This is a genomic window from Paraclostridium bifermentans, assembly GCF_019916025.1.
Taxonomy (GTDB): domain Bacteria; phylum Bacillota; class Clostridia; order Peptostreptococcales; family Peptostreptococcaceae; genus Paraclostridium; species Paraclostridium bifermentans.
Genome location: NZ_CP079737.1, coordinates 1457239 through 1478016, shown reverse-complemented (window position 1 = coordinate 1478016; position 20778 = coordinate 1457239). Strand labels below are relative to the sequence as shown.

General features: G+C 27.4%; 11 protein-coding genes and 1 pseudogene. 1 reads left to right on the top strand and 11 read right to left on the bottom strand.

From position 1 onward, the window contains the following. Nucleotides 1–74: 74 nt before the first annotated feature. The 5 genes and pseudogenes from KXZ80_RS06990 to KXZ80_RS06965 all read right to left on the bottom strand — a co-directional run bounded on the left by KXZ80_RS06990 (nucleotide 75) and on the right by KXZ80_RS06965 (nucleotide 9228). A pseudogene (locus KXZ80_RS06990) lies at nucleotides 75–1370 on the bottom strand (DHHW family protein). Between the two features lie 128 nt (nucleotides 1371–1498). Then, nucleotides 1499–2803, bottom strand: coding sequence for an MBOAT family O-acyltransferase (locus KXZ80_RS06980; protein ID WP_319025380.1), 1305 nt, complete (start codon nucleotides 2801–2803; stop codon nucleotides 1499–1501). A gap of 252 nt (nucleotides 2804–3055) precedes the next feature. Continuing rightward, nucleotides 3056–6181 carry an AAA family ATPase gene (locus tag KXZ80_RS06975; RefSeq protein ID WP_021432758.1) on the bottom strand — a complete coding sequence of 1042 codons (3126 nt, stop codon included), beginning with the start codon at nucleotides 6179–6181 and terminating at the stop codon, nucleotides 3056–3058. Then, nucleotides 6181–7383, bottom strand: coding sequence for an exonuclease SbcCD subunit D (locus tag KXZ80_RS06970; RefSeq protein WP_021432757.1), 1203 nt, complete (start codon nucleotides 7381–7383; stop codon nucleotides 6181–6183). Before KXZ80_RS06970 ends, KXZ80_RS06975 begins: the two co-directional genes overlap by 1 nt. Nucleotides 7384–7455: 72 nt before the next feature. Beyond that, nucleotides 7456–9228, bottom strand: a complete 1773-nt coding sequence (locus KXZ80_RS06965; protein ID WP_021432756.1) for a sensor domain-containing diguanylate cyclase/phosphohydrolase — start codon at nucleotides 9226–9228, stop codon at nucleotides 7456–7458. 182 nt (nucleotides 9229–9410) lie between these two features. On the opposite strand from KXZ80_RS06965, the gene KXZ80_RS06960 reads away from it, so the two are divergent. Then, the gene (locus KXZ80_RS06960; protein ID WP_021432755.1) at nucleotides 9411–10133 is read left to right on the top strand and encodes a DUF4184 family protein; all 723 of its coding nucleotides are present in this window, start codon (nucleotides 9411–9413) and stop codon (nucleotides 10131–10133) included. A 68-nt stretch (nucleotides 10134–10201) separates the two neighbouring features. Here KXZ80_RS06960 and KXZ80_RS06955 read toward each other — a convergent pair whose 3' ends face one another. From KXZ80_RS06955 to gcvT, 6 genes are all read right to left on the bottom strand, one after another. Beyond that, nucleotides 10202–14524 carry a 2-hydroxyacyl-CoA dehydratase gene (locus KXZ80_RS06955; RefSeq protein ID WP_021432754.1) on the bottom strand — a complete coding sequence of 1441 codons (4323 nt, stop codon included), beginning with the start codon at nucleotides 14522–14524 and terminating at the stop codon, nucleotides 10202–10204. Nucleotides 14525–14688: 164 nt separating this feature from the next. Next, on the bottom strand, nucleotides 14689–15153 hold the full coding sequence (locus tag KXZ80_RS06950) for a pyridoxamine 5'-phosphate oxidase family protein (RefSeq protein WP_021432753.1): 465 nt from the start codon (nucleotides 15151–15153) through the stop codon (nucleotides 14689–14691). A gap of 110 nt (nucleotides 15154–15263) precedes the next feature. Beyond that, nucleotides 15264–16496 carry a sodium/glutamate symporter gene (gltS, locus tag KXZ80_RS06945; RefSeq protein WP_021432752.1) on the bottom strand — a complete coding sequence of 411 codons (1233 nt, stop codon included), beginning with the start codon at nucleotides 16494–16496 and terminating at the stop codon, nucleotides 15264–15266. A gap of 128 nt (nucleotides 16497–16624) precedes the next feature. Next, the gene (gcvPB, locus tag KXZ80_RS06940) at nucleotides 16625–18061 is read right to left on the bottom strand and encodes an aminomethyl-transferring glycine dehydrogenase subunit GcvPB (protein ID WP_021432751.1); all 1437 of its coding nucleotides are present in this window, start codon (nucleotides 18059–18061) and stop codon (nucleotides 16625–16627) included. After that, a complete protein-coding gene (gene gcvPA / locus KXZ80_RS06935; RefSeq protein WP_021432750.1) occupies nucleotides 18062–19462 on the bottom strand; it encodes an aminomethyl-transferring glycine dehydrogenase subunit GcvPA in 1401 nt (466 codons plus the stop codon). A gap of 47 nt (nucleotides 19463–19509) precedes the next feature. Beyond that, entirely contained in the window at nucleotides 19510–20565 is a 1056-nt protein-coding gene (gene gcvT / locus KXZ80_RS06930) for a glycine cleavage system aminomethyltransferase GcvT (RefSeq protein ID WP_021432749.1), read from the bottom strand. Nucleotides 20566–20778 lie beyond the last annotated feature (213 nt).

Here is a 20778-nt window from a genome sequence, read left to right as displayed (position 1 = left end):
CTATACTAATAATTTATATGCGTTAGTATATAATAAATAATAAAAAAGGAATGCATTAATGCATTCCTTTTTTATTATTTATTTAAATCTTTTATAGTATTAACTATTTTTTGTGTGTTTGCCGCAAAGGCATTATTTATAAATAAAACTTCATTTGCATTATTTTCTTTTACTAATTTTTCTAAACTGTCCTTATAGTGTCTTGAGTCTATAACTATTACCTCTTTATAGTGAGGTATTAAAAACGGAATAAAAGCATTTCCATAAGATTCTTTTACTACAACCAATTTTTTATTATTTTTAGCATCTTTATTTTTTATATCTATTCTTGGGAAATCTCCATGCAAGAAAACTGAATAAGCATTAGACCCTTTGGCATAATCTGCATATAAAGTCGTTTTAAGTGGCTTTTTAGGATTTTCTTTTTCATATCTATAAACACTATAATCACAAGGAATTTTATAATAATCCACTTTATCTGGATTGTTTTTAATCTTACTATCTTGTGTTTGTGCATATAGCGTTCCTAAAAATCCTTCTTTAGTATATTTATCATACGTTGATATATCTACAGGTTTAAATCCTGCTTCTTTTGCAAATGATTGATATGCATAATATGCACCTAATGAAGTCCAATGATGATCAGTGTTAAAATATATATATTCATCTTTATGTTTTTTCAAATTATTATAAGCATCTACAGTTTTTACATCTTTGTCCATATTTTTATATATAGTATCTATAGAATCTTTCTCTGATTTTGACATATCTTTATATTTTTCAGGAAGTCCAAATTCAACATGTGTTGGAACTACCATATTATAAACTTGTACATCTTTTCCTAGTGCTTTTTTATGTTCAGATATAATTTCAGAATATTCTTTTTCTCCAGCTTTGTTTTCATTAAAAATTTCAAAGGCCTTATCTCCTATAGTAATAACTGATCCTGATTTTTCAGCAGTTGCATTATTGTCAGTTTTATTATTTTGGGATGTATCTACTTTTTGCTCAGAATTAGTATCTGAGCCTTTAGAGCTTATTGCATCTTTATTTGAACAAGCTACAACTTGACTCCCAATAATAAGAACTAAACACATTGCTAATATTTTTCTTGTTGATGGTTTTATTTTTTTATTCATTTTATTACCTCTCTATTTATATAATTTTATTTCATCGTCACCTTGTCTTATTCCCTTTGATTCATTTATGTGAGAAGATATCTGTAAAAATTTATCTCTAAATGGAAATGTATCATTATAAAAGTTTTCAATTCCTTTAAAGTACTCTCCAGAGAATAGTGATTCTTTTGTATACTTAGGAAATTTTGCTAATTCTCTCTTTTCTATCTCTGATACTGTTTTTTTTGGCATAATTACTGATAAAGCAGAAAATATTATCAAGGTTGCCACAAATATAAATATATTTATTTTACTTAATATTTTGCTTAATTCATTTTTTCGTTTCTCTTGTCTTTTTAATTTACGGCTCATAAGTCCTCCTAAAACCTAAAATATAAAAATGGATTGTAGCTGCTTGCTATTAACATTGAAGTGCAACAAATCATTATAGCTACATTTAATAAAACTTCTACAACTTGTCCAAATGGTTTTATTCTACTTTGTCCTATATATTGTTTCAGATATGGATATATAGGAGTACTAGCAACTATAGCTATTAAAATCCAATATATATTGTTTATAAAAACTAACTTTAGTTCATTATTTGTAAACTCATTATTTGTAAATCCAAATAATATCTTTATATATTCAAAAGCTCTATTTACATCTGTAAAGTAAAATAAAGTCCATCCAACTAAAAGTGCAACAATCAGATATATATGTGAAAATATTTTTGGTATTTTGTTTAAAACTCTAAATAAAATCTTTTTTTCTAAATATACTAATATCCCAAAATAAAGACCCCAAAGTATAAAGTTCCAACTCGCTCCATGCCATATACCAGTTAAAAACCATACAACGAATAAATTAAATATCATGTTTTTTCTATTTCCACCTAATGGTATATATACATAGTCTCTAAAAAAACTCCCTAATGATATATGCCATCTTCTCCAAAATTCAGTTGCAGATTTTGATATATACGGATAGTTGAAATTCTCCATGTATGTAAATCCAAACATCTTCCCAAGCCCTATCGCCATATCTGAGTATCCAGAGAAGTCAAAATATATTTGTATAGTAAACATTGCAATTCCAAACCAAGCTTCAAGAACAGTTATACTAGTTAAATCTGAATTCATATATTGAGTTACAAACTGCCCCGCTACATTTGCAATTAATACTTTCTTTGCAAGTCCTATAGTAAATCTACTTATTCCACTACTAAAATTTTCTATAGTAGTAACTCTACTTTCAATTTCTTCTTCTACATCTGAGTATCTAACTATTGGTCCTGCAACTAATTGGTGGTACAGAGATACATACATTAAAAACTTTGAAAAGTTTTTCTGTGCTTTAACTTCTCCCTTATACACATCTACTGTGTATGATAAAGTTTGAAATGTGTAAAAAGAAATTCCTATAGGCAATGAAAATTTAGGTATTTCTAACGATAAATTAAATATAGTATTTAAATTTTCATATAAAAATGCACTATATTTAAAAGTAATTAATAATCCTAAATTAATACATATAGATGATAATAAACCTATTTTAGCTAACTTAGTTCCTCTATGCTTTTCAATAAATAGTCCATGTCCGTAATCTACCAAAGAACTAAATATTAAAAGAAATATCCATACCGGTTCTCCCCAAGCATAAAATGCTAAAGAAAAAATAATCAAAATAAAATTTTTCCATTTTCTGCTCTTAACTGCATAATACAGAATAAGATTAATAGGAAGAAATAAGTAAAGAAATAACGTATTTGAAAATACCATAATCCACCTCCATTAGTTTTTATAATATTAAATTACTTAACCTTAGCGTTAATTTATCATCATTAAGTGACATTTATGTTACAGTTAAAAGTATAAATTTCTTCAAAATAAAAAATCCAACTCTAAAAAGAGTTGGATTTTTTATTATTTAATCTTTTATAATATATCAAATTCAGCTTTACTTCCTTTTGCTGTAGACGTTACTTCTAACTTAGCATCTATTCTTTCTTTTAATTCTTCAACATGTGAAATTATACCTACTAACCTTCCTCCTCTTTGAAGTTCAAGAAGGCTATCAATTGCATTATCTAACGATTGTGGATCTAATGTTCCAAATCCTTCGTCAACAAACATAGTATCAAGGGATACTCCTCCTGCATTTGATTGAACTACATCTGAAAGTCCTAGTGCGAGAGATAAAGACGCTTTGAAACTTTCTCCTCCTGATAGTGAGCTAACATCTCTAGAGCTGTCTGTATAATTATCGTAAATTTCTAGTTCTAAACCTTTTTGACCTGCTCCTTTGCTCTTACTTTTCTTTCTTATTAATGAGAATCTATCCCCTGTCATTTTTTCAAGTCTTATATTTGCAGCTTCTATTATATCTTCAAAGTATGAAGCTAATATATATCTTTCAAAAGATATATATGGAGATTTTTTACCATTTGCCAAATCAGCTAATTCCCCTACAACCTTATACTCTTCTTCTATAGCTTTAAACTTAGCATTTAAACTTTCTACATTTTTAAGTATAGATTTATTATTTTCTAATACTGAGTAAAGTTCTCTAAGTCTAAACTCTAAACCTTTCTTTTCTTCTTGAAGTTTCTTTACTTTTTCATCGATGCTATCTATATCAATAAAAGTCAAATCTTTAGTTTTAATAACTATATCTTCTTTTTTAGATTTAAGTAAATTTAGATTTAAATAATAATCTTCTACTTCTTTCTCTAAATCTTTAATTAAATGAATCTTTGATTTAAACTCCTCATAGTTATTAAAATCATTAAATCCTAAGTTTTTTAATAAAGTATTAAATTCCACCTTTATTTTTTCTATGTTAGACTTTAATTCTTCTATAGAACTCTTAATTTCATTAGATTTAGAAATTTTACCTTCTAATTGTTTTGATATATTTTCATTATACACTCTTAACTTATTTAAGTTATTTAAGCTTATTTCTAACTCTTTTGTTTTATCATTTAGTAAAATTTCAAGAGTTTTTATATCTAAAATTTCTTTAGGAATTTCTTTTTTATACTCTTCTATTCTAGTATTTATTTGAGCTATTTCAGGTAATAGTATCTTTTCAGTTTTTTCTAATGTACTTAGTTCTTTTTCAACTTCTACTAAACTATTTTCTATAGTTACATTTTGTTCATCTATATTCTTTTTCATAGATAATTTTTCATTTATTTTTATAAGTTCTTTATTTAAATCATCAATATTAACCTTTAATTCAATTCCTTTTACCTTAACTATCTCAGCTGTTTTAGCTGAATAGTTTTCATCTATATTTAAAGTTTTTGAAAACTTCAATAAACTATTGCTTAAAATATCAAAATAATTTTTACAGTCAGTATTTAATTTAGTTAATTCATTTATCTTTAAATTATTTTCCTTTTCAGCTTCTTCTAATTTTTCTTTAGCTATTTTTAATTCCTCTTTAGTCGGAACTATTAAGTTTTTACTTATAACTGCTGGATTTGGATGATTTTCAGATCCACATACAGGACAAGGTGTGTTTTCTTTTAAAGAACATGCAAGTATACCAGCTTGTTCTTTTTTATAAAGTTCATCCATATCATTATAGTTTTTCTTTATACTTTTATATACTTTTTCAAATGAATCATATTCTATTTTTAAGTTATTATGACTAAGTTTTGATTTTTCATAACTTGCTATTATTTTAAACAACTCTCTAGTCTCTTGTATTATTTTTTCCTTATTAGAGATTTCATTTGCTATCTCTACTTTTTTGGTCTCTGCTGTAGCTATTTCTTTTAATTTATTTTCATTTTCTAATTTTTGTTTTTTTAAATTTTCATTAACTTTTTTATTATCTTCTATTTTACATTTAATTGACTCAATACTCTCAGTTTTAATAATTAAGCTATTTTTTAACTCATCAAATTCCGCTATTTTAGGTTTTATACTCTCTAACTTATTTATCTCTAATTTAAGAGCATCCCTTTCAGGTTCTTTAGCTTCTTCTATTTTTAAATTCAGTTTTGCTGTATCAGTTTCTTTATTTAGTCTTTCAATATTTAATAAAGTTTCTTCATATGATTTTTTTCTTTGCTCTAATATATTTTCATTTTCTATTAATTTATCTTCTATGTATTTAACTTCTTTGGCACTCTTACATTTATTTATAGTTTCTTTTTTTATTTCAAATTCTTTTTCTTTATTTATAAGATCTAGTAAACTTTTCTCTATTTTTTCTTTTTCTTTCAATAAATTGTTATTGTTTTCTATTTTTACTTTTTCCTTATTTATAAGTTCTAGTTCATTATACAAAGCTTTATCATCTTCATTTAAGTTTTTATAAGCTTCACTATCCTTTGATATAAAATCTTTTAATTTTTCTATAACAAAAGGAAAATCTACATATTCTCCAATAACTATATCATGCTCACCTTTTATATTTTTTAAGTTAGTTTGCATTTCATCCTTACTTTTATTTCTGTTTTTACTTAAACTTATAGCTTTTTCTTTAAGATCTATCTGTATTTTTTCAAAATCATAAGTGTTAAATATTTTTCTAAAAATACCTTCTCTTTCTAATGAATCTGCTAATAATAATTTTTTAAACTCTCCTTGTGGTAGCATAACAATTTGTTTAAACTGATCTCTAGTTATCCCTAATATTTCAATTAACTTATTAGTTACATTAGTAACTTTAGTTATAACCTTTCCATCTGGTAGTGTAAGTGTTGCATCTGCACTTTTTTCTGTGAATCCTTCACCTCTTGACTTTTTCTTCTTTTGTTTTGGAACTCTATTTACTGTATATCGTTCACCTTTTAATTTAAACTCTAATTCCACAAAAGTTTCTACATCATCATCTGCAAAGTGACTTCTCAAAGAATCTGTCTCTCTGGATTCTCCACTAGCTTCTCCGTATAAGGCATAACTTATAGCATCAAATATAGTAGTTTTACCAGCTCCTGTTTTACCTGATATTACAAATATATTTCTGCCATTTAATTCCTCAAAATCTATAACTTGTTTGTCTGCATAGGGTCCAAATGCGCTTATTGTCAATTTTATAGGTCTCATTATTTCACCTCACTTTTTAAAACTTCATTTATAGTATTCATTAAAACTACTTCTTTTTCTTCTGTATAATCTCCACTACCTAAGTCTTCATAAAACTCTTTAAATAGCTCTAGCTTACTTTTTTTCTTATATTCACCTTTTGCTGAAGTTTTATCTTCACTAATTTCCCTTTTTCTCTCTCTTGTTATTAACATAGTATTTGGATAAACTGCTCTTAATTTTTCCATTGGATTTATAAGTTCTCCATCATCTGTTAATATAGCTTGTATATAATCTTCTTTTCCTTTTTCTAACTCTCTAGCTTCCTCTATTAAGTCTTCTATATTCCCTTTTATAACTCTTAAATCTCTTACTGGCTTTAAACATTTAAAATCTATATTTATTGCATCTTTATCATTTATATCTAATATGTATACTCCTTTTTTTTGTTTAACCTCTGAGAAAGAATACTTTAATATTGATCCTGAGTACTTCATTTCTTCTCTCCCAATTTTTTGCCTTCCATGAAGATGACCTAAAGCTACATAATCAAAGTCATCAAATATTTTACCATCTATTAAATCTGTTCCCCCTATTGATAGAGGTCTTTCAGATTCTGATGTTTCAAGATTTGCTACTTCATATTTATTTTCAATACACTCTATTGCATCTTCTCTTTTCATAGTAATATATCCATGTCCTACTAGGATGTTTATTTCTTTTTCATTCATATCTTTCTTAATTTTTTCTACTACGAATTTCATTGCATCATTATGGCTTTTAATTTCTTTTTCATCTAAAATTTTTCTTGTTAATGCAGGATCCTTATATGGAATTAAATAAAAGTTTACATTTTTTTCTCCATCTTTTACAACTACATGCTTGTATAGTTCATCGTCTCTACCCGCTATATATAATCCATGCTTTTCTAAAATTTGACTTCCAAAGCTTAGTCTTTCTCCTCCATCATGATTTCCTGATATAGCCAATACTTTTACTTTTTTATCAATTATTAAATTACTTAAAGTTTCATTTAATAATTCTACAGCTTCCACAGGTGGAATTGATCGATCATATACATCTCCTGCTAGTATAAGTACTTCTGGCTTTTCTTTTTCTATTAAATCTATTAATCTATTTAAAATGTATTTTTGATCTTCAATCATTGAAAATTCATTTACAATTTTTCCAATATGCCAATCACTTGTATGAATAATTTTCATAAATTTCCTCCTTAAGTTTTTATATAATTGATTATATCATAAAAAGCCTTCTTTTAAATGAAGGCTTCTTTTTTATCTATTACTTTCTATTTCGTCAATAAAAGCATCTACAATATTTGAATCAAATTGAGTTCCTGAGTTTTTTCTTAATTCCGCTATTGCCTGATTAGTTGTCATTGCTTTTCTATAAGCCCTATCACTTGTCATTGCATCAAATGAATCTACAACAGATATTATTCTGGATAATAAAGGAATTTCTTCGCCTTTTAATCCTAATGGATATCCATTTCCATCATATCGTTCATGATGAGTTAAAATTCCATAAGCTACATCAGATAAGTCGGGTGTACAATTAGCTATTCTAAATCCTTTTTCACTATGATTTTTTATTAAACTGTATTCTTCTTGAGTAAGAGGTCCAGGCTTTTCTATTATACTTTCACATACTCCAATTTTTCCTATATCATGTAGATATGCTAATAATTTTAATTCTCTAATTTGTTTATTATTTAAGTTTAATTTTTTACCTATTTTGTATGCATATTCTACAGTCCTACTAGTATGGTCTCTTGTTTCTAAACTCTTTTCTTCTAGTGTTTTCTGTAGAGATTTCATTATGTAATTTTTCCTACTTTCTTTTGAAAGTAGCTTTTCTTGATACATTGTATCTTCTGCTTCTTTTATCAAATCTTCTATGCTTAATTTATTATCAACTTTTGTTGAAATTCCTAATGCTATACTTATTTTCATTTCATAGTTACTAGCTTTTTTACAATTTTCTAAAATAGTATTATATGTATTTTGGGCACAAATAGAATTTGTGTTTGGCATAAGAATTACAAATTCATCTCCACCCCACCTAAAAATAAGATGATTTTCATTGCAACTATTTTTTAAAATTTCTGAAATTTTTATAATCAATTTATCCCCTTCTAAATGGCCTCTTGTGTCATTTAATTTTTTTAAGCCATTTGCATCTCCAATTATCATACTTAGAGGATAAAATTTTTCATTGTTTAAAATCTTTATTTGTTCTTCAAAATATGCTCGATTAAAAAGTCCCGTTAATTTATCTGTATAACTCATTTGTCTTAACATATTTTCTAATTCTTTTCTTTTTGTTATGTCTCTTGATACGCCTACTACGCCTACTACTTCATTTCTTTCATTTATTACAGGTGTTTTTATACTTTCAAAATATGTAACTTCATTTTTGCTATTTTTTACTTTTAATTTAGAATATATATTTTTTTTACTTTCTATAGCTTCTTTATCTTTTTTTATAAGATATTCTGATAAGTTTTTATCTTCACTTAGTTCTAAATCTGTTTTTCCTATAACATCCTCTTTATCTCTTTCGTAAAATCTTTCAAAAAAAGCATTATTTCCTCCTACATATTTACCTTCTATATCTTTATAAAATACTATGTCTGGTATACTATTTATTATAGTTTCCATTAAGTTCTTTTGATAAATATTATCTTCTTCATATTGCTTAAACTCTGATATATCGTGTATTATACCAGTTACTGCAATTATTTCTTTATCTTTGTCAAGTATAGGTGTTAAATAAGCTTTGGTTATTTTATTTTTATGCTTATTTTCAAATGTCATAGGTTGTTTGCTTTCTAGTACTTTTTTATAGTTCATATCATACATTTTAGCTATTTCTACAGGGTATATATCTTTATTGAATTTGCCTATGATATCTTCTTTCTTTATTTCTTTACTTATATATGTATCTTTAAGTTTTTGGTTTATGTCTAGAAATGCTCCTTCTTTTGATTTTATCCATATAGGTATAGGCAGCGTGTTAAATATTAAATCCATTAAATTTTCTTTCATATTTTTTCCTACTTCCTTTTACATATCATATCACTTATATATTACTTTAAATCATATATTTTTTCATTTGGTAAATTTTGGGTAAAAAATAACAATATGCATTAAAATTCAAAATATATGGTATATTTTATTTATTTATATTATTATATTAAAATGAAATAAAAGTTTAAGGAGAGTTTTCTATGCCATTTACATTAGCACATCCAGCTGCAGTGATTTTTTCTAAAAACAAAAACTTTAATTTATTAGGATTGATTCTTGGTTCTATGGCACCTGATTTTATATATTTTTTATTATTTAATCCAAGTAGCAATTTAGGACATACGCTATCAGGATTTATTTTTTTAAATCTTCCAATATGTTTTTTACTGAACTACTTAATTTTAAATTTTATAAAAAATCCATTTATTATAAATCTCCCAGGTAAAATGTGTAATTACTATACGTACCTTATAAATTATAGTTTCAACTTTAAAAGTATTAAAAATATTTTTGTATTTACATATTCATGTATTACCGGAATGTTAACACATGTACTATGGGATGCATTTACTCATAAAACAGGCTATTTTGTTGTTAATTTCAACTTATTAAAAAATTCTATAAATCTATTTGATTATCAAGTTCCGTTTTTTAAAGTACTCCAACACGGTAGTACATTATTAGGATTCCTTATAATTTTAGCCTATTTATATAGTATAAGAATGTATAGTAATAAGCACATAAATTCAAATAAATTTAGATATCATTTAACAGCTATTTCAATACAAATTTTAACAATTCTGTTGAGTTATCTTATATTTAAAAATTTTGGTATAGGTAGGTTGGTAGTAACTTTTATAAATGGTCTATTTTTAGGATATTTAATATCATCAATTGCTTATAAGTTTAAACAATTAAACTAACCTCTATAGTATAAAAATAAGTAGTTAATAGTATAAATTTAATTTAATACCATAACTACTTATTTTTATTAAGCTAATGCTTCTTTTTCTGTGTTATCAGATTCTATACTTTCAGAGTTTCCAGTTTCTAAATTAATATTGTTTGATCCCAAATTGTTAAGTGATGTTGAAAGCATAAGTTTTATCCTATTCAATTGGTTAACTTCACTAGCCCCTGGGTCATAGTCTATCGGAACTATATTAGCATCATTGTAAATTCGTTTTAACTCCTTAATCACACCTTTTCCAGTTATATGATTAGGTAAGCAAGCAAAAGGTTGCATGCATATAATATTTTTCACACCACTTTCCATGAGTTCCATCATTTCAGCTGTTAAAAGCCATCCTTCTCCAGCTTGATTCCCTAAAGAAATTACATTAGAGGCTAAATTGCCTAATGATTTAATATCTTTTGTCTTGCTAAATCTCTTGCTACTTTCTAACGCATTCATATAATGTTTTTGATATTTTTCAATCATACCTATGGCAAACTTTCCACCCAACTTTTTATATTTTTTATCTAAATTATTATCAGCTTTATAATATGTATTAAAGCAACAACTTAGAAAGAAATTCATAAGCTCAGGAACTACTACTTCGGCCCCTTCAGCTTCTAATACATCTACAACATTATTATTTGCCAATGGATGAAATTTGACTAAAATTTCTCCTACTAACCCCACTTTAGGTTTTTCTGTTTTTACTATAGGTAAATTATCAAAATCTCTTACTATATTATAAATATTTTCTTTAAATTCACCAAAACTTCCATTTTCTAAACTTTGCTTACAAATATTTTTATAGTTTTCATATAATTTGTTAGCACTTCCTTTTATTTTTTCATATGGCCTAACTCTATATAAGACCTTCATAAGTAAATCTCCATATATAGCACCCATTAAAACTTTATTTACCAGACTTAATGAAAATACACTATATAAATTATTCTTTTCTTCTCCATTTATAGATAAAGATAATACAGGTACATCTTCATATCCTGCATCACTTAAAGCTTTTCTTAAAAATCCAATGTAGTTGGTAGCTCTGCAAACCCCTCCAGTTTGAGTTATTGCTACAGCCGTCTTACTTAAATCATACTTATCACTCTTTAACGCCTTAATAATCTGACCTACTACAATAATTGCTGGATAACATGCATCGTTATTAACATATTTAAGGCCTTCTTCTACAGCTCCTTCATAATCTTTAAGTAATACCATATTGTATCCACATGATTTTACTCCATGTTCTACCAAATCAAAATGCATAGGTGACATTTGAGGAACTAAAATATTGTAATTTTCTTTTATTGCCTTAACTAAACTTCCTTTTGTGTATTTTTTTTCAACCTTCACAGTATCAATATTACTTTTTTCTCTTTCTTCTATAGCTGCTTTTAGCGATCTTAATCTTATTTTAGCAGCTCCTAAATTATTTCCTTCATCAATCTTTATACAAGTATATATTCGGCCTTCACTATTTAAAATTTCTTGAACTTGATCAGTTGTAACTGAGTCAAGTCCACACCCAAAAGAGTTTAGCTGTACAAGTTCTAAATTCTTTTCATGGCTAACAAACTTTGCGGCTCTATATAACCTTGAATGGTACGCCCATTGATCAACTACTCTTAAAGGTTCCTCTACTTTTCCTAGATGACATACGCTGTCCTCTGTTAAGACTGCCATGTCTAAAGAATTTATAAGTTCTGGTATACCATGGTTTATTTCTGGATCGATATGGTATGGCCTTCCTGCTAGAACAATTCCTTTTATATTATTTTTCTTAATTAATTTTAAAGTTTTTTCACCCATATCCTGAATATCTTTTTTAAATTTTTCATACTCTTTAAAACCTAATTCAACGCTTTTATCTATTTCTTCTTTACTTATTTGTATAAAATCCTTATCATACATTTTAATTTTATTTAATTCTTCAATAAGCCTTTTCTTTAAAGCCTTTTTATCATTCATCGGTAAAAAAGAATTAATAAAATTAATATTTTTATCTCGGATTTCACTAATGTTATTTTTTATAACTTCTGAGTATGACATTACCACAGGACAGTTAAAATGATTATCTATATTTTTAAACTCTTTGTGTTCATGTCTTATACATGGATAAAAAATTGTTTTAACTCCTTTTTCAATTAAATCATTTATATGTCCATGAACTATTTTGGCTGGATAGCACACAGACTCCGAAACAATTGAATCCATGCCTTTTTCATAAATTTGTTTAGATGATTCTCCTGATAAAACTACACTAAATCCTAAATTTGTAAATATAGTGTGCCATAGAGGGTAATCTTCATACATATTTAACACCCTAGGTATACCAATAACTTTTCGCTTTGCATCTTTAGGTTGTAAGCTTTTATAGTCGAATATTTTTTTATATTTATATTCAAAAAGATTTATATTTTTATTTTCATTAACTTCTAACCCTATACCTTTTTCACATCTATTCCCTGAAATAAATTTTTCTCCATTTCCAAAATTATTTATAGTAAGTAAACAATTATTAGAACATTTACCACATCTTGCAGTAATTGTTCTTAGTTTTATATTATTAATATTATTTCTATCTAATAATAATGTAGTGTATCCTTTTTTATATTTTTCTTTTGCTATTATACTAGCTCCAAATGCACCCATTATTCCTGCAATATTAGGTCTTACAACTTCTCGTTCTGTTAATATTTCAAATACTCTTAATACAGCATCATTGTAGAAAGTTCCACCTTGAACAACAGGATATTTTCCAATATCTTCTTTAGACTTTACTTTTATAACTTTATACAACGCATTTTTTATAACCGAATATGATAAACCTGCACTAATATCACTGACTGAATGACCCTCTTTTTGAGCTTGTTTTACTCTTGAGTTCATAAATACTGTACATCTAGATCCTAAATCAACTGGATTTTCAGAATATAGAGCTTTCTTAGAAAAATCTTTTATATCAAGTTCTAATGATTTTGCAAAAGTTTCTAAAAACGACCCACACCCCGAAGAACAGGCTTCATTTAATATTATAGTTTCTATAACTCCATTATTGATTTTTAGACATTTCATATCTTGTCCGCCTATATCAAGTATAAAGTCTACATTTGGTGAGAAAAACTTAGCGCCCTTATAATGAGCTACCGTTTCTATTTCTCCTATGTCTATTTTTAAAGCTTGTTTTAACAAAGCTTCTCCATATCCTGTAACTGCTGAATTTACTATTTTAGCCGTGTTTGGTAAGTGTATATATATATCATCTAAAATCTCTATTGCAGAGTTTAATGGGCTTCCTTCATTACTTTTGTATGCTGAATATAATAAATTCCCGTTTTTATCAATTAAAGCAACTTTTGTTGTTGTTGATCCTGCATCAATCCCTAAAAAGCAATCCCCAGAGTAGTGTGATAACTCATTTGTATTAACTACATTCATACTATGTCGTTTCTTAAATTCTTCATATTCTTTTTCATTTTTAAATAAAGGTTTTAATTTACTTTGGTTTGTATTTTGATATTCTTTTGAATTTTTTAAAGTTAATAATAGATTGCTTAACATAAATGTTTTATTATTTGTATATGAAAGAGCTGCCCCTATTGCTATATATAGCTGAGCATCTTTAGGAAATATAATATCTTGTTCGTTTAAATTTAGCATATCTATAAATGCTTGTCTTAATTGAGATAAAAAGTATAATGGTCCTCCTAGAAAAGCAACTTTCCCCTGTATTTTTCTACCACAAGCTAAAACGCTTATAGTTTGTACTGCTACTGCATGGAAAATACTCATTGCTATATCTTCTTTTCTTGCACCCTCATTTATCAATGGCTGAATATCTGTTTTTGCAAATACTCCACATCTAGCTGCTATACTGTATATGTTTTTATAATTTTTTGCTAGTTCATTTAGACCACTTGCGTCAGTCTTTAATAAAGATGCCATTTGATCTATAAAAGATCCAGTTCCTCCTGCGCAAATTCCATTCATTCTTTGTTCTATTCCATTTGTTAAGTAAATTATTTTTGCATCTTCTCCACCTAGTTCTATAACTACATCAGTATCTGGATTATAAACTTCAACAGCCTTAGTACTTGCTATTACTTCTTGTACAAAGTCTACCCCTAAGTTTGTTGCTAAGTTCATTCCCCCTGATCCAGTTATAACTACGGTAACACAATTATCTCCTATACTTTTATAAGTGTCATCTAGGATTCTTATTACCGCATTTTTTATATCAGATAAATGTCGTCTGTACTTTTTAAATACAATGTTATTGTCCTTATCTAATACAACTAATTTTACAGTAGTTGATCCAACGTCAATTCCTATATGAAAAGTTTCCATCATACACATCACCTCATTATTCTAATTGTATTTTGATTGTTTTTGTATTTTAGAATTGAAATTTAAGAATAATTATTTTTCCTTGTAATATTTACCACAAAATATTCAGTATTAAACATCTTATAGTAAATTTAAATAAAAAAAGAAGTTATTAAAAATAACTTCCCTTATCTAATAGATTTACCTGAAATTTTATCAATACTTATCTTTATTACTTTAGTTTTATCTCCAGCATTTTTTATGTACAATTTACCTTTATCTATGAAATTAGGTGAGTATTTTTTCAATATTTCAAGTAAGGCTTCATTTTTTTCTTCTTCAAAAACTTCAATAGCTTCTCCAAACACAATAGTACTTTCATATTTTGTGCTAAACTTTTCAGGAACAACACAAGTTTTACCTACCACACAAAATGAAACTTTATTATTAAAATTAATGTTTTCTAGCTTTTGTCCTTCTAGTGCACAATGAAAATATACCGAATTATTAAAATATACATAGCTTACCGGTGTACCATACGAATATCCATTTTCTCCATTTGTAGATAAAACACCATATTCTCCATTTTTTAAGATTTCTTCAGCTTCTCCAATTTCAATTTTTCTTTCCTGTCTTCTCATTTGCTTAAACATCTCTATAATTCTCCTTTTATACAGTTTAATAAATTGTAGCACTTATACTATAATTTGTGAATATATAACAAATTGTTTATTCCTAAGTTATAAATTTTCATTTTAGATATCTAACTGAAAAAATTTATAAATGTTACAATTGTAGGTATTCCCACTAAATCTACTAAAAATGCTCCAACTAAAGGTACTATTAAAAAAGCCTTTGTTGAATCCCCATACTTAGAAGTTACAGAATTTATATTAGCTAATGCATTTGGAGTTGCTCCAAGTCCATGACCTAACATACCTGAGACCATAACTGCCGCATCAAAATCTTTTCCTAATAATCTAAATCCAATAAATATTCCATATAATGCTATAAATATAACTTGTGCAAGAACTATTACTATCATCGGTCCTGCAAGTCCTGCTAATTCCCATAATTTTATACTCATAAGTGCCATTGTCAAAAATATTCCTAAACAAACATTGCTTATTATATCAACTGAATATAGATCTATTTTCACAATATTTATCTTGTCATTTAAATTTCTAAATAAAACTGCAACAAACATTGCACCTACATATCCTGGAAGTACTACACCTGTAGTATTTGAAAACCATGACCCAAATAAATTTCCAATAGTCATGCAAGATGCTATAACTGCAATTTGAGTTATCATAGTACTTGAATTGAATGAGTCACTTAATTTTATTCCTGCCGTTTCTTCTACAGATATATTTTTATCATGTTCTTCTACTGATGGTTTTAAATTATACTTATCTATTAAGTATCGAGAAACTGGACCTCCTATAATTCCTCCAAAAATCACACCAAATGTCGCTGCCGCCATTCCTATTGTAACCGCGCCATTTACACCTAACCCTTCTATCGTTGCCCCAAAGGAAGCTGCATTTGCATGACCACCTTCCATAGAAACAGCTCCACACATAATACCTATAAGAGGATTTATATTTGTTAGCTTTGCCCCTATAACACCTATTACATTTTGAAATATAGCAAGTCCTCCACACAATATCCAATAAATTATTAATAACTTTCCACCCTTTTTTATAAGAGAAAAGCTAGCTCCTAATCCTATAGTAGTAAAGAAAGCTATCATAAATGGTGATTGTAAAGTTGTATCCATATCTAAGTTAAATAAATTTATAGTCTTTGAAATAAATATTATAATTGCAAATAAAAGCCCTCCTATAACTGGTCCTGGTATACAAAATTTGTCTAAAAAATTAACCTTTTTTCTTAAGTAATTGCCTAAAAGCAAAAGTAATGTAGCTAGTGCTAGAGTTGCTATCATGTCCAAATTCACAGTAAAAATTCCCTTTGTAATTTCAAATTCCATGAAATCCCCCCTAATTTATATAACATTAATAAATTACTATTCAATTAACTAAATCTATATACCTTATTTAGATATTTTAAAATAGTAAATAAAAATGAGATGCCTATAAATAAGCATCTCATTTTTATCTACCATTTTAAAATTTGTTTTTTAGCTGCTCTAGTTTCGTCTAATCTACCTACTTGTGTATTATGAGGCGCGCTTATCAATATTTCTGGATTATCTTTTATTTCTTCTGATATTTTTATCATTGCATCTATAAAACTATCCAAAGTTTCTAAACCTTCTGTTTCAGTTGGCTCTATCATTATTGCACTATCTACTATTAGTGGAAAATATACTGTTGGAGGATGATATCCATAATCTAAAAGTCTTTTTGCAACATCCATAGTAGTTACTTCTCCAAGTTTTTTTCCGCTTAATACAAATTCGTGCTTGCATACAGTGTCAAAAGGTAATGTATAGTACTTTTTAAGTTTTTCTTTTAAGTAGTTTGCATTTAGTACAGCCATTTCACTTGCTAATTTCAACCCATCTGAACCCATAGTCAAAATATATGAGTATGCCTTTAGTATCACTCCAAAATTCCCATAGAAATTTTTTATTTTCCCTATAGAATGCTCTTTATTATAATTCAATGAATATCCATTTTCATTCTTTTCAATTATTGGAACTGGTAAAAATGGGATTAATTCCTTTTTAACTCCAACCGGACCGCTACCTGGTCCTCCTCCTCCATGTGGAGTTGAAAAAGTTTTATGAAGATTTAGATGAACAACATCAAATCCCATATCCGAAGGTCTACTAATTCCCATAATAGCATTCATATTTGCACCATCATAATACAATAATCCACCTGCTTCATGTACTAAATCTGCAATTTCAGTTATATTTTTTTCAAATATGCCTAATGTACTTGGATTTGTAAGCATCAAAGCACAAACAGTATCATCTAGTACTTCTTTTAAAGCTTCAATATCCACACATCCATATTCATCTGATTTTATTTGCACTATATTACATCCACATAGATTTGCACTTGCTGGATTTGTCCCATGCGCTGAATCTGGAACTATTATTTTATTTCTTTTAAAATCACCGCTATTTTCATGATATGCTTTTATAAGCATCAAGCCTGTCAATTCTCCATGAGATCCTGCCGATGGTTGTAATGTTATTTCATCCATTCCTGTTATTTCTTTTAACATATTTGAAAAATCATACATTACATGAAGTGAGCCTTGAACTGTCTTTTCATTTTGATAAGGATGTATATTAGTAAATTCTTCTATAGATGCTATGTCTTCATTTAGCTTTGGATTGTATTTCATAGTACAAGACCCTAATGGATAGAATCCTGTATCAACCCCAAAATTTTTATTTGATAAAAGTGTAAAATGTCTAACGACGTCTACTTCACTTACCATAGGCAATTTAGGATTTATAGTTCTTTTAAAATTATCAGGAATTAAATTTTCATCTTCATATATATCTAAAGGCGGAAGTGAATACGCAAACCTTCCTTCTTTTGAAATTTCTATCAATAATTTATTATAATCTTTCATTTATATAGCCCCCATAGTATCAATAATTTTTTCTTTACTATCTTTAAAGCCCATGTTGGATATAACATTAACCAAATTATCAATTTCGTCCTTACTTCTTTTTTCTGTAACACAATATAATGAACAATTATTAAGTTCTTTAAATTTATTCTCTAAATTAAATCCACCAATTATGTTTTCGTTTAATAAATTTTCGTTAACAATATCTACATTATGGTTTTTAGATTTAATTGTAAATTCATTAAAAAATTCTCCTGTAAATACAGTTTCATACTCTCCAGTTTTGATTAATTCATTATAAGCATAATGTGATTTTTGAATACACTGATTTGCTACCTCTTTTAATCCCTTATATCCCATTGTAGCCATATATATCGTAGCTGAAAGGGCATTTAAAGCTTGATTTGAGCAAATATTAGACGTAGCTTTTTCTCTTCTTATGTGCTGTTCTCTTGCCTGAAGTGTTAGGACATATGCCCTTTGTCCTCTTGAGTCAATAGTTTCTCCTACTATTCTTCCTGGAAGTTTTCTTATATTTTTAGCTTTTGTACTCATAAATCCTACAAATGGACCTCCAAAATTCAAAGAGTTCCCTAATGGTTGAGCCTCTCCTACAGCTATGTCTGCTCCTAACTCTCCTGGTGATTTTAAAACACCTAAAGATATTGGATTAACATTCATAATAAGCATTGCTTTATTTTGGTGAGTAATAGACTCTATTTCTTCCATTTCTTCAATAATTCCAAAAAAGTTAGGGCTTTGAACTAACATACAAGCACTTTCTTTATCTATATTTGATTTTAAACTATCTAAATCAACTCTTCCTGTTTTTCTATCATAATCAATTTCTATAACTTCAATATCTTTAAATTTCATATATGTTTTTATGACTTCCATAATCTCAGGATTTATAGATTTCGCTACTAGTATTTTATTTTTATTTTTTCCACTATTTAGTGCCATTACACAAGCTTCTACACTTGCAGTAGCTCCATCATACATAGATGCATTAGCTATATCCATTCCTGTAAGTTCAGAAATCATTGATTGAAATTCAAATATGGTTTGTAGTGTTCCTTGACTTATTTCTCCTTGATATGGTGTGTATGCTGTATAAAATTCTGACCTTGATGTAATATGTTTGATTACAGATGGTATATAGTGATCATATGCTCCTGCTCCTAAAAAACAAGTCAAGTTATCTATGCTATTATTTTCTTTAGCTATAGATTTTATTTTTTTTAATACTTCTATTTCACTTTTTGAAGTTTCTAAATTTAAATCTCTATTAAGCTTTAATTCATTGGGAATATCACTAAATAACTCATCTACTGATTCTACTCCTATTTCACTTAGCATTTTGTCTTTATCCGCATCTGTAATCGGTATATATTTAAACATAACCCAACCTCCATAATAGTTTTATATTCACTTTTTAATATCTATTTTTAAGCATGAATCGCTGTTGGTTTTTTGTAAAATCTTTTGTTAATAATTTTTGCTTTTACTTTTTTCTTTCTAATACATATATCTACGTCTTTTCCAATTTCTGAATAACTAGAATCTATAAGGGCAAATCCTATACTTTTATTCAAAGTTGGGGATTTATATCCAGTTGTTACATATCCTATTACATTCTCATCAACCATAACCTCATACCCTTGTCTTGCTATACCTTTACCCGTAAGTTCAAATCCAATAATCTTTCTATTTAATCCTTTTTCTTTTTGCATTTTTAATTCATTCTTTCCTATAAAATTATATTTATCTAACTTTACAAAGAATGAAAAACCTGCTTCTAATGGTGTTATAGCTTCACTTAATTCATTTCCATAAAGGGGTAATCCAGCCTCAAATCTTAACGTATCCCTACAACCCAATCCACAAGGTTTAAGTTTATATTTTTCGCCTACCTCAAATAGTTTGTTCCATATTTTTTCTACATCTTCATTTTTACAATATATTTCAAATCCATCTTCCCCGGTATATCCAGTTCTAGAAACTAAAGCTGATATCTGATTAACTTTTATATTTTTATTGAAGTAAAATGATTTAATTTCATCTAAATTTTCATCGCATATTTCTTGAAGTATTCTTTGAGATAAAGGTCCTTGAATTGCAAGTTCTGAAATTTTACTAGAGATGTTTTCTATTTGTATATCATAGTCTTGTTTGTTTTCATTCATCCACTTAAAATCTTTTTCTATATTGCTAGCATTTATTACTAAATAAAAATAATTTTCATCAAATCTATAAACTAATAAATCATCAACTACACCTCCATTAGGGTAGCACATAAACGTATATATAGCTTGATTATCTTCTAATCTTTCTATGTCATTTGTAAGTAAGTTTTGTAGGTAAGACTTTGCTTGTGCACCTTTTACAATAATTTCCCCCATATGAGATACATCAAACAATCCAGCATAATTTCTTACAGATTCATGTTCTTTTATTAAGCCTTCATATTCTAGTGGCATATACCATCCCGCAAAGTCTATCATCTTTGCGCCTAAAGCTTCGTGTGCACTCAGTAGATACGTTTTTTTTTAAATTTTCCATATCAAACTTCTCCTTAATATATTTTTAGAAAATTAAAAAGAGGATATAGAAATAAATAATATTCCTATATCCTCTGTTTCTTGTACCTGAAAGTTTTAATACTTATAGTATCATTTCTTCTTCGGCGCCTTACAATTAAGGGCTTTCCAGAGATC

Excerpts from the sequence above, each read along its gene's own strand:
- KXZ80_RS06975 (WP_021432758.1), bottom strand. The coding sequence starts at position 6,181 with ATGAGACCTATAAAATTGACAATAAGCGCATTTGGACCCTATGCAGAC.
- KXZ80_RS06970 (WP_021432757.1), bottom strand. The coding sequence starts at position 7,383 with ATGAAAATTATTCATACAAGTGATTGGCATATTGGAAAAATTGTAAAT.
- KXZ80_RS06965 (WP_021432756.1), bottom strand. The coding sequence starts at position 9,228 with ATGAAAGAAAATTTAATGGATTTAATATTTAACACGCTGCCTATACCT.
- KXZ80_RS06960 (WP_021432755.1), top strand. The coding sequence starts at position 9,411 with ATGCCATTTACATTAGCACATCCAGCTGCAGTGATTTTTTCTAAAAAC.
- KXZ80_RS06955 (WP_021432754.1), bottom strand. The coding sequence starts at position 14,524 with ATGATGGAAACTTTTCATATAGGAATTGACGTTGGATCAACTACTGTA.
- KXZ80_RS06950 (WP_021432753.1), bottom strand. The coding sequence starts at position 15,153 with ATGTTTAAGCAAATGAGAAGACAGGAAAGAAAAATTGAAATTGGAGAA.
- gltS (WP_021432752.1), bottom strand. The coding sequence starts at position 16,496 with ATGGAATTTGAAATTACAAAGGGAATTTTTACTGTGAATTTGGACATG.
- gcvPB (WP_021432751.1), bottom strand. The coding sequence starts at position 18,061 with ATGAAAGATTATAATAAATTATTGATAGAAATTTCAAAAGAAGGAAGG.
- gcvPA (WP_021432750.1), bottom strand. The coding sequence starts at position 19,462 with ATGTTTAAATATATACCGATTACAGATGCGGATAAAGACAAAATGCTA.
- gcvT (WP_021432749.1), bottom strand. The coding sequence starts at position 20,565 with ATGATAGACTTTGCGGGATGGTATATGCCACTAGAATATGAAGGCTTA.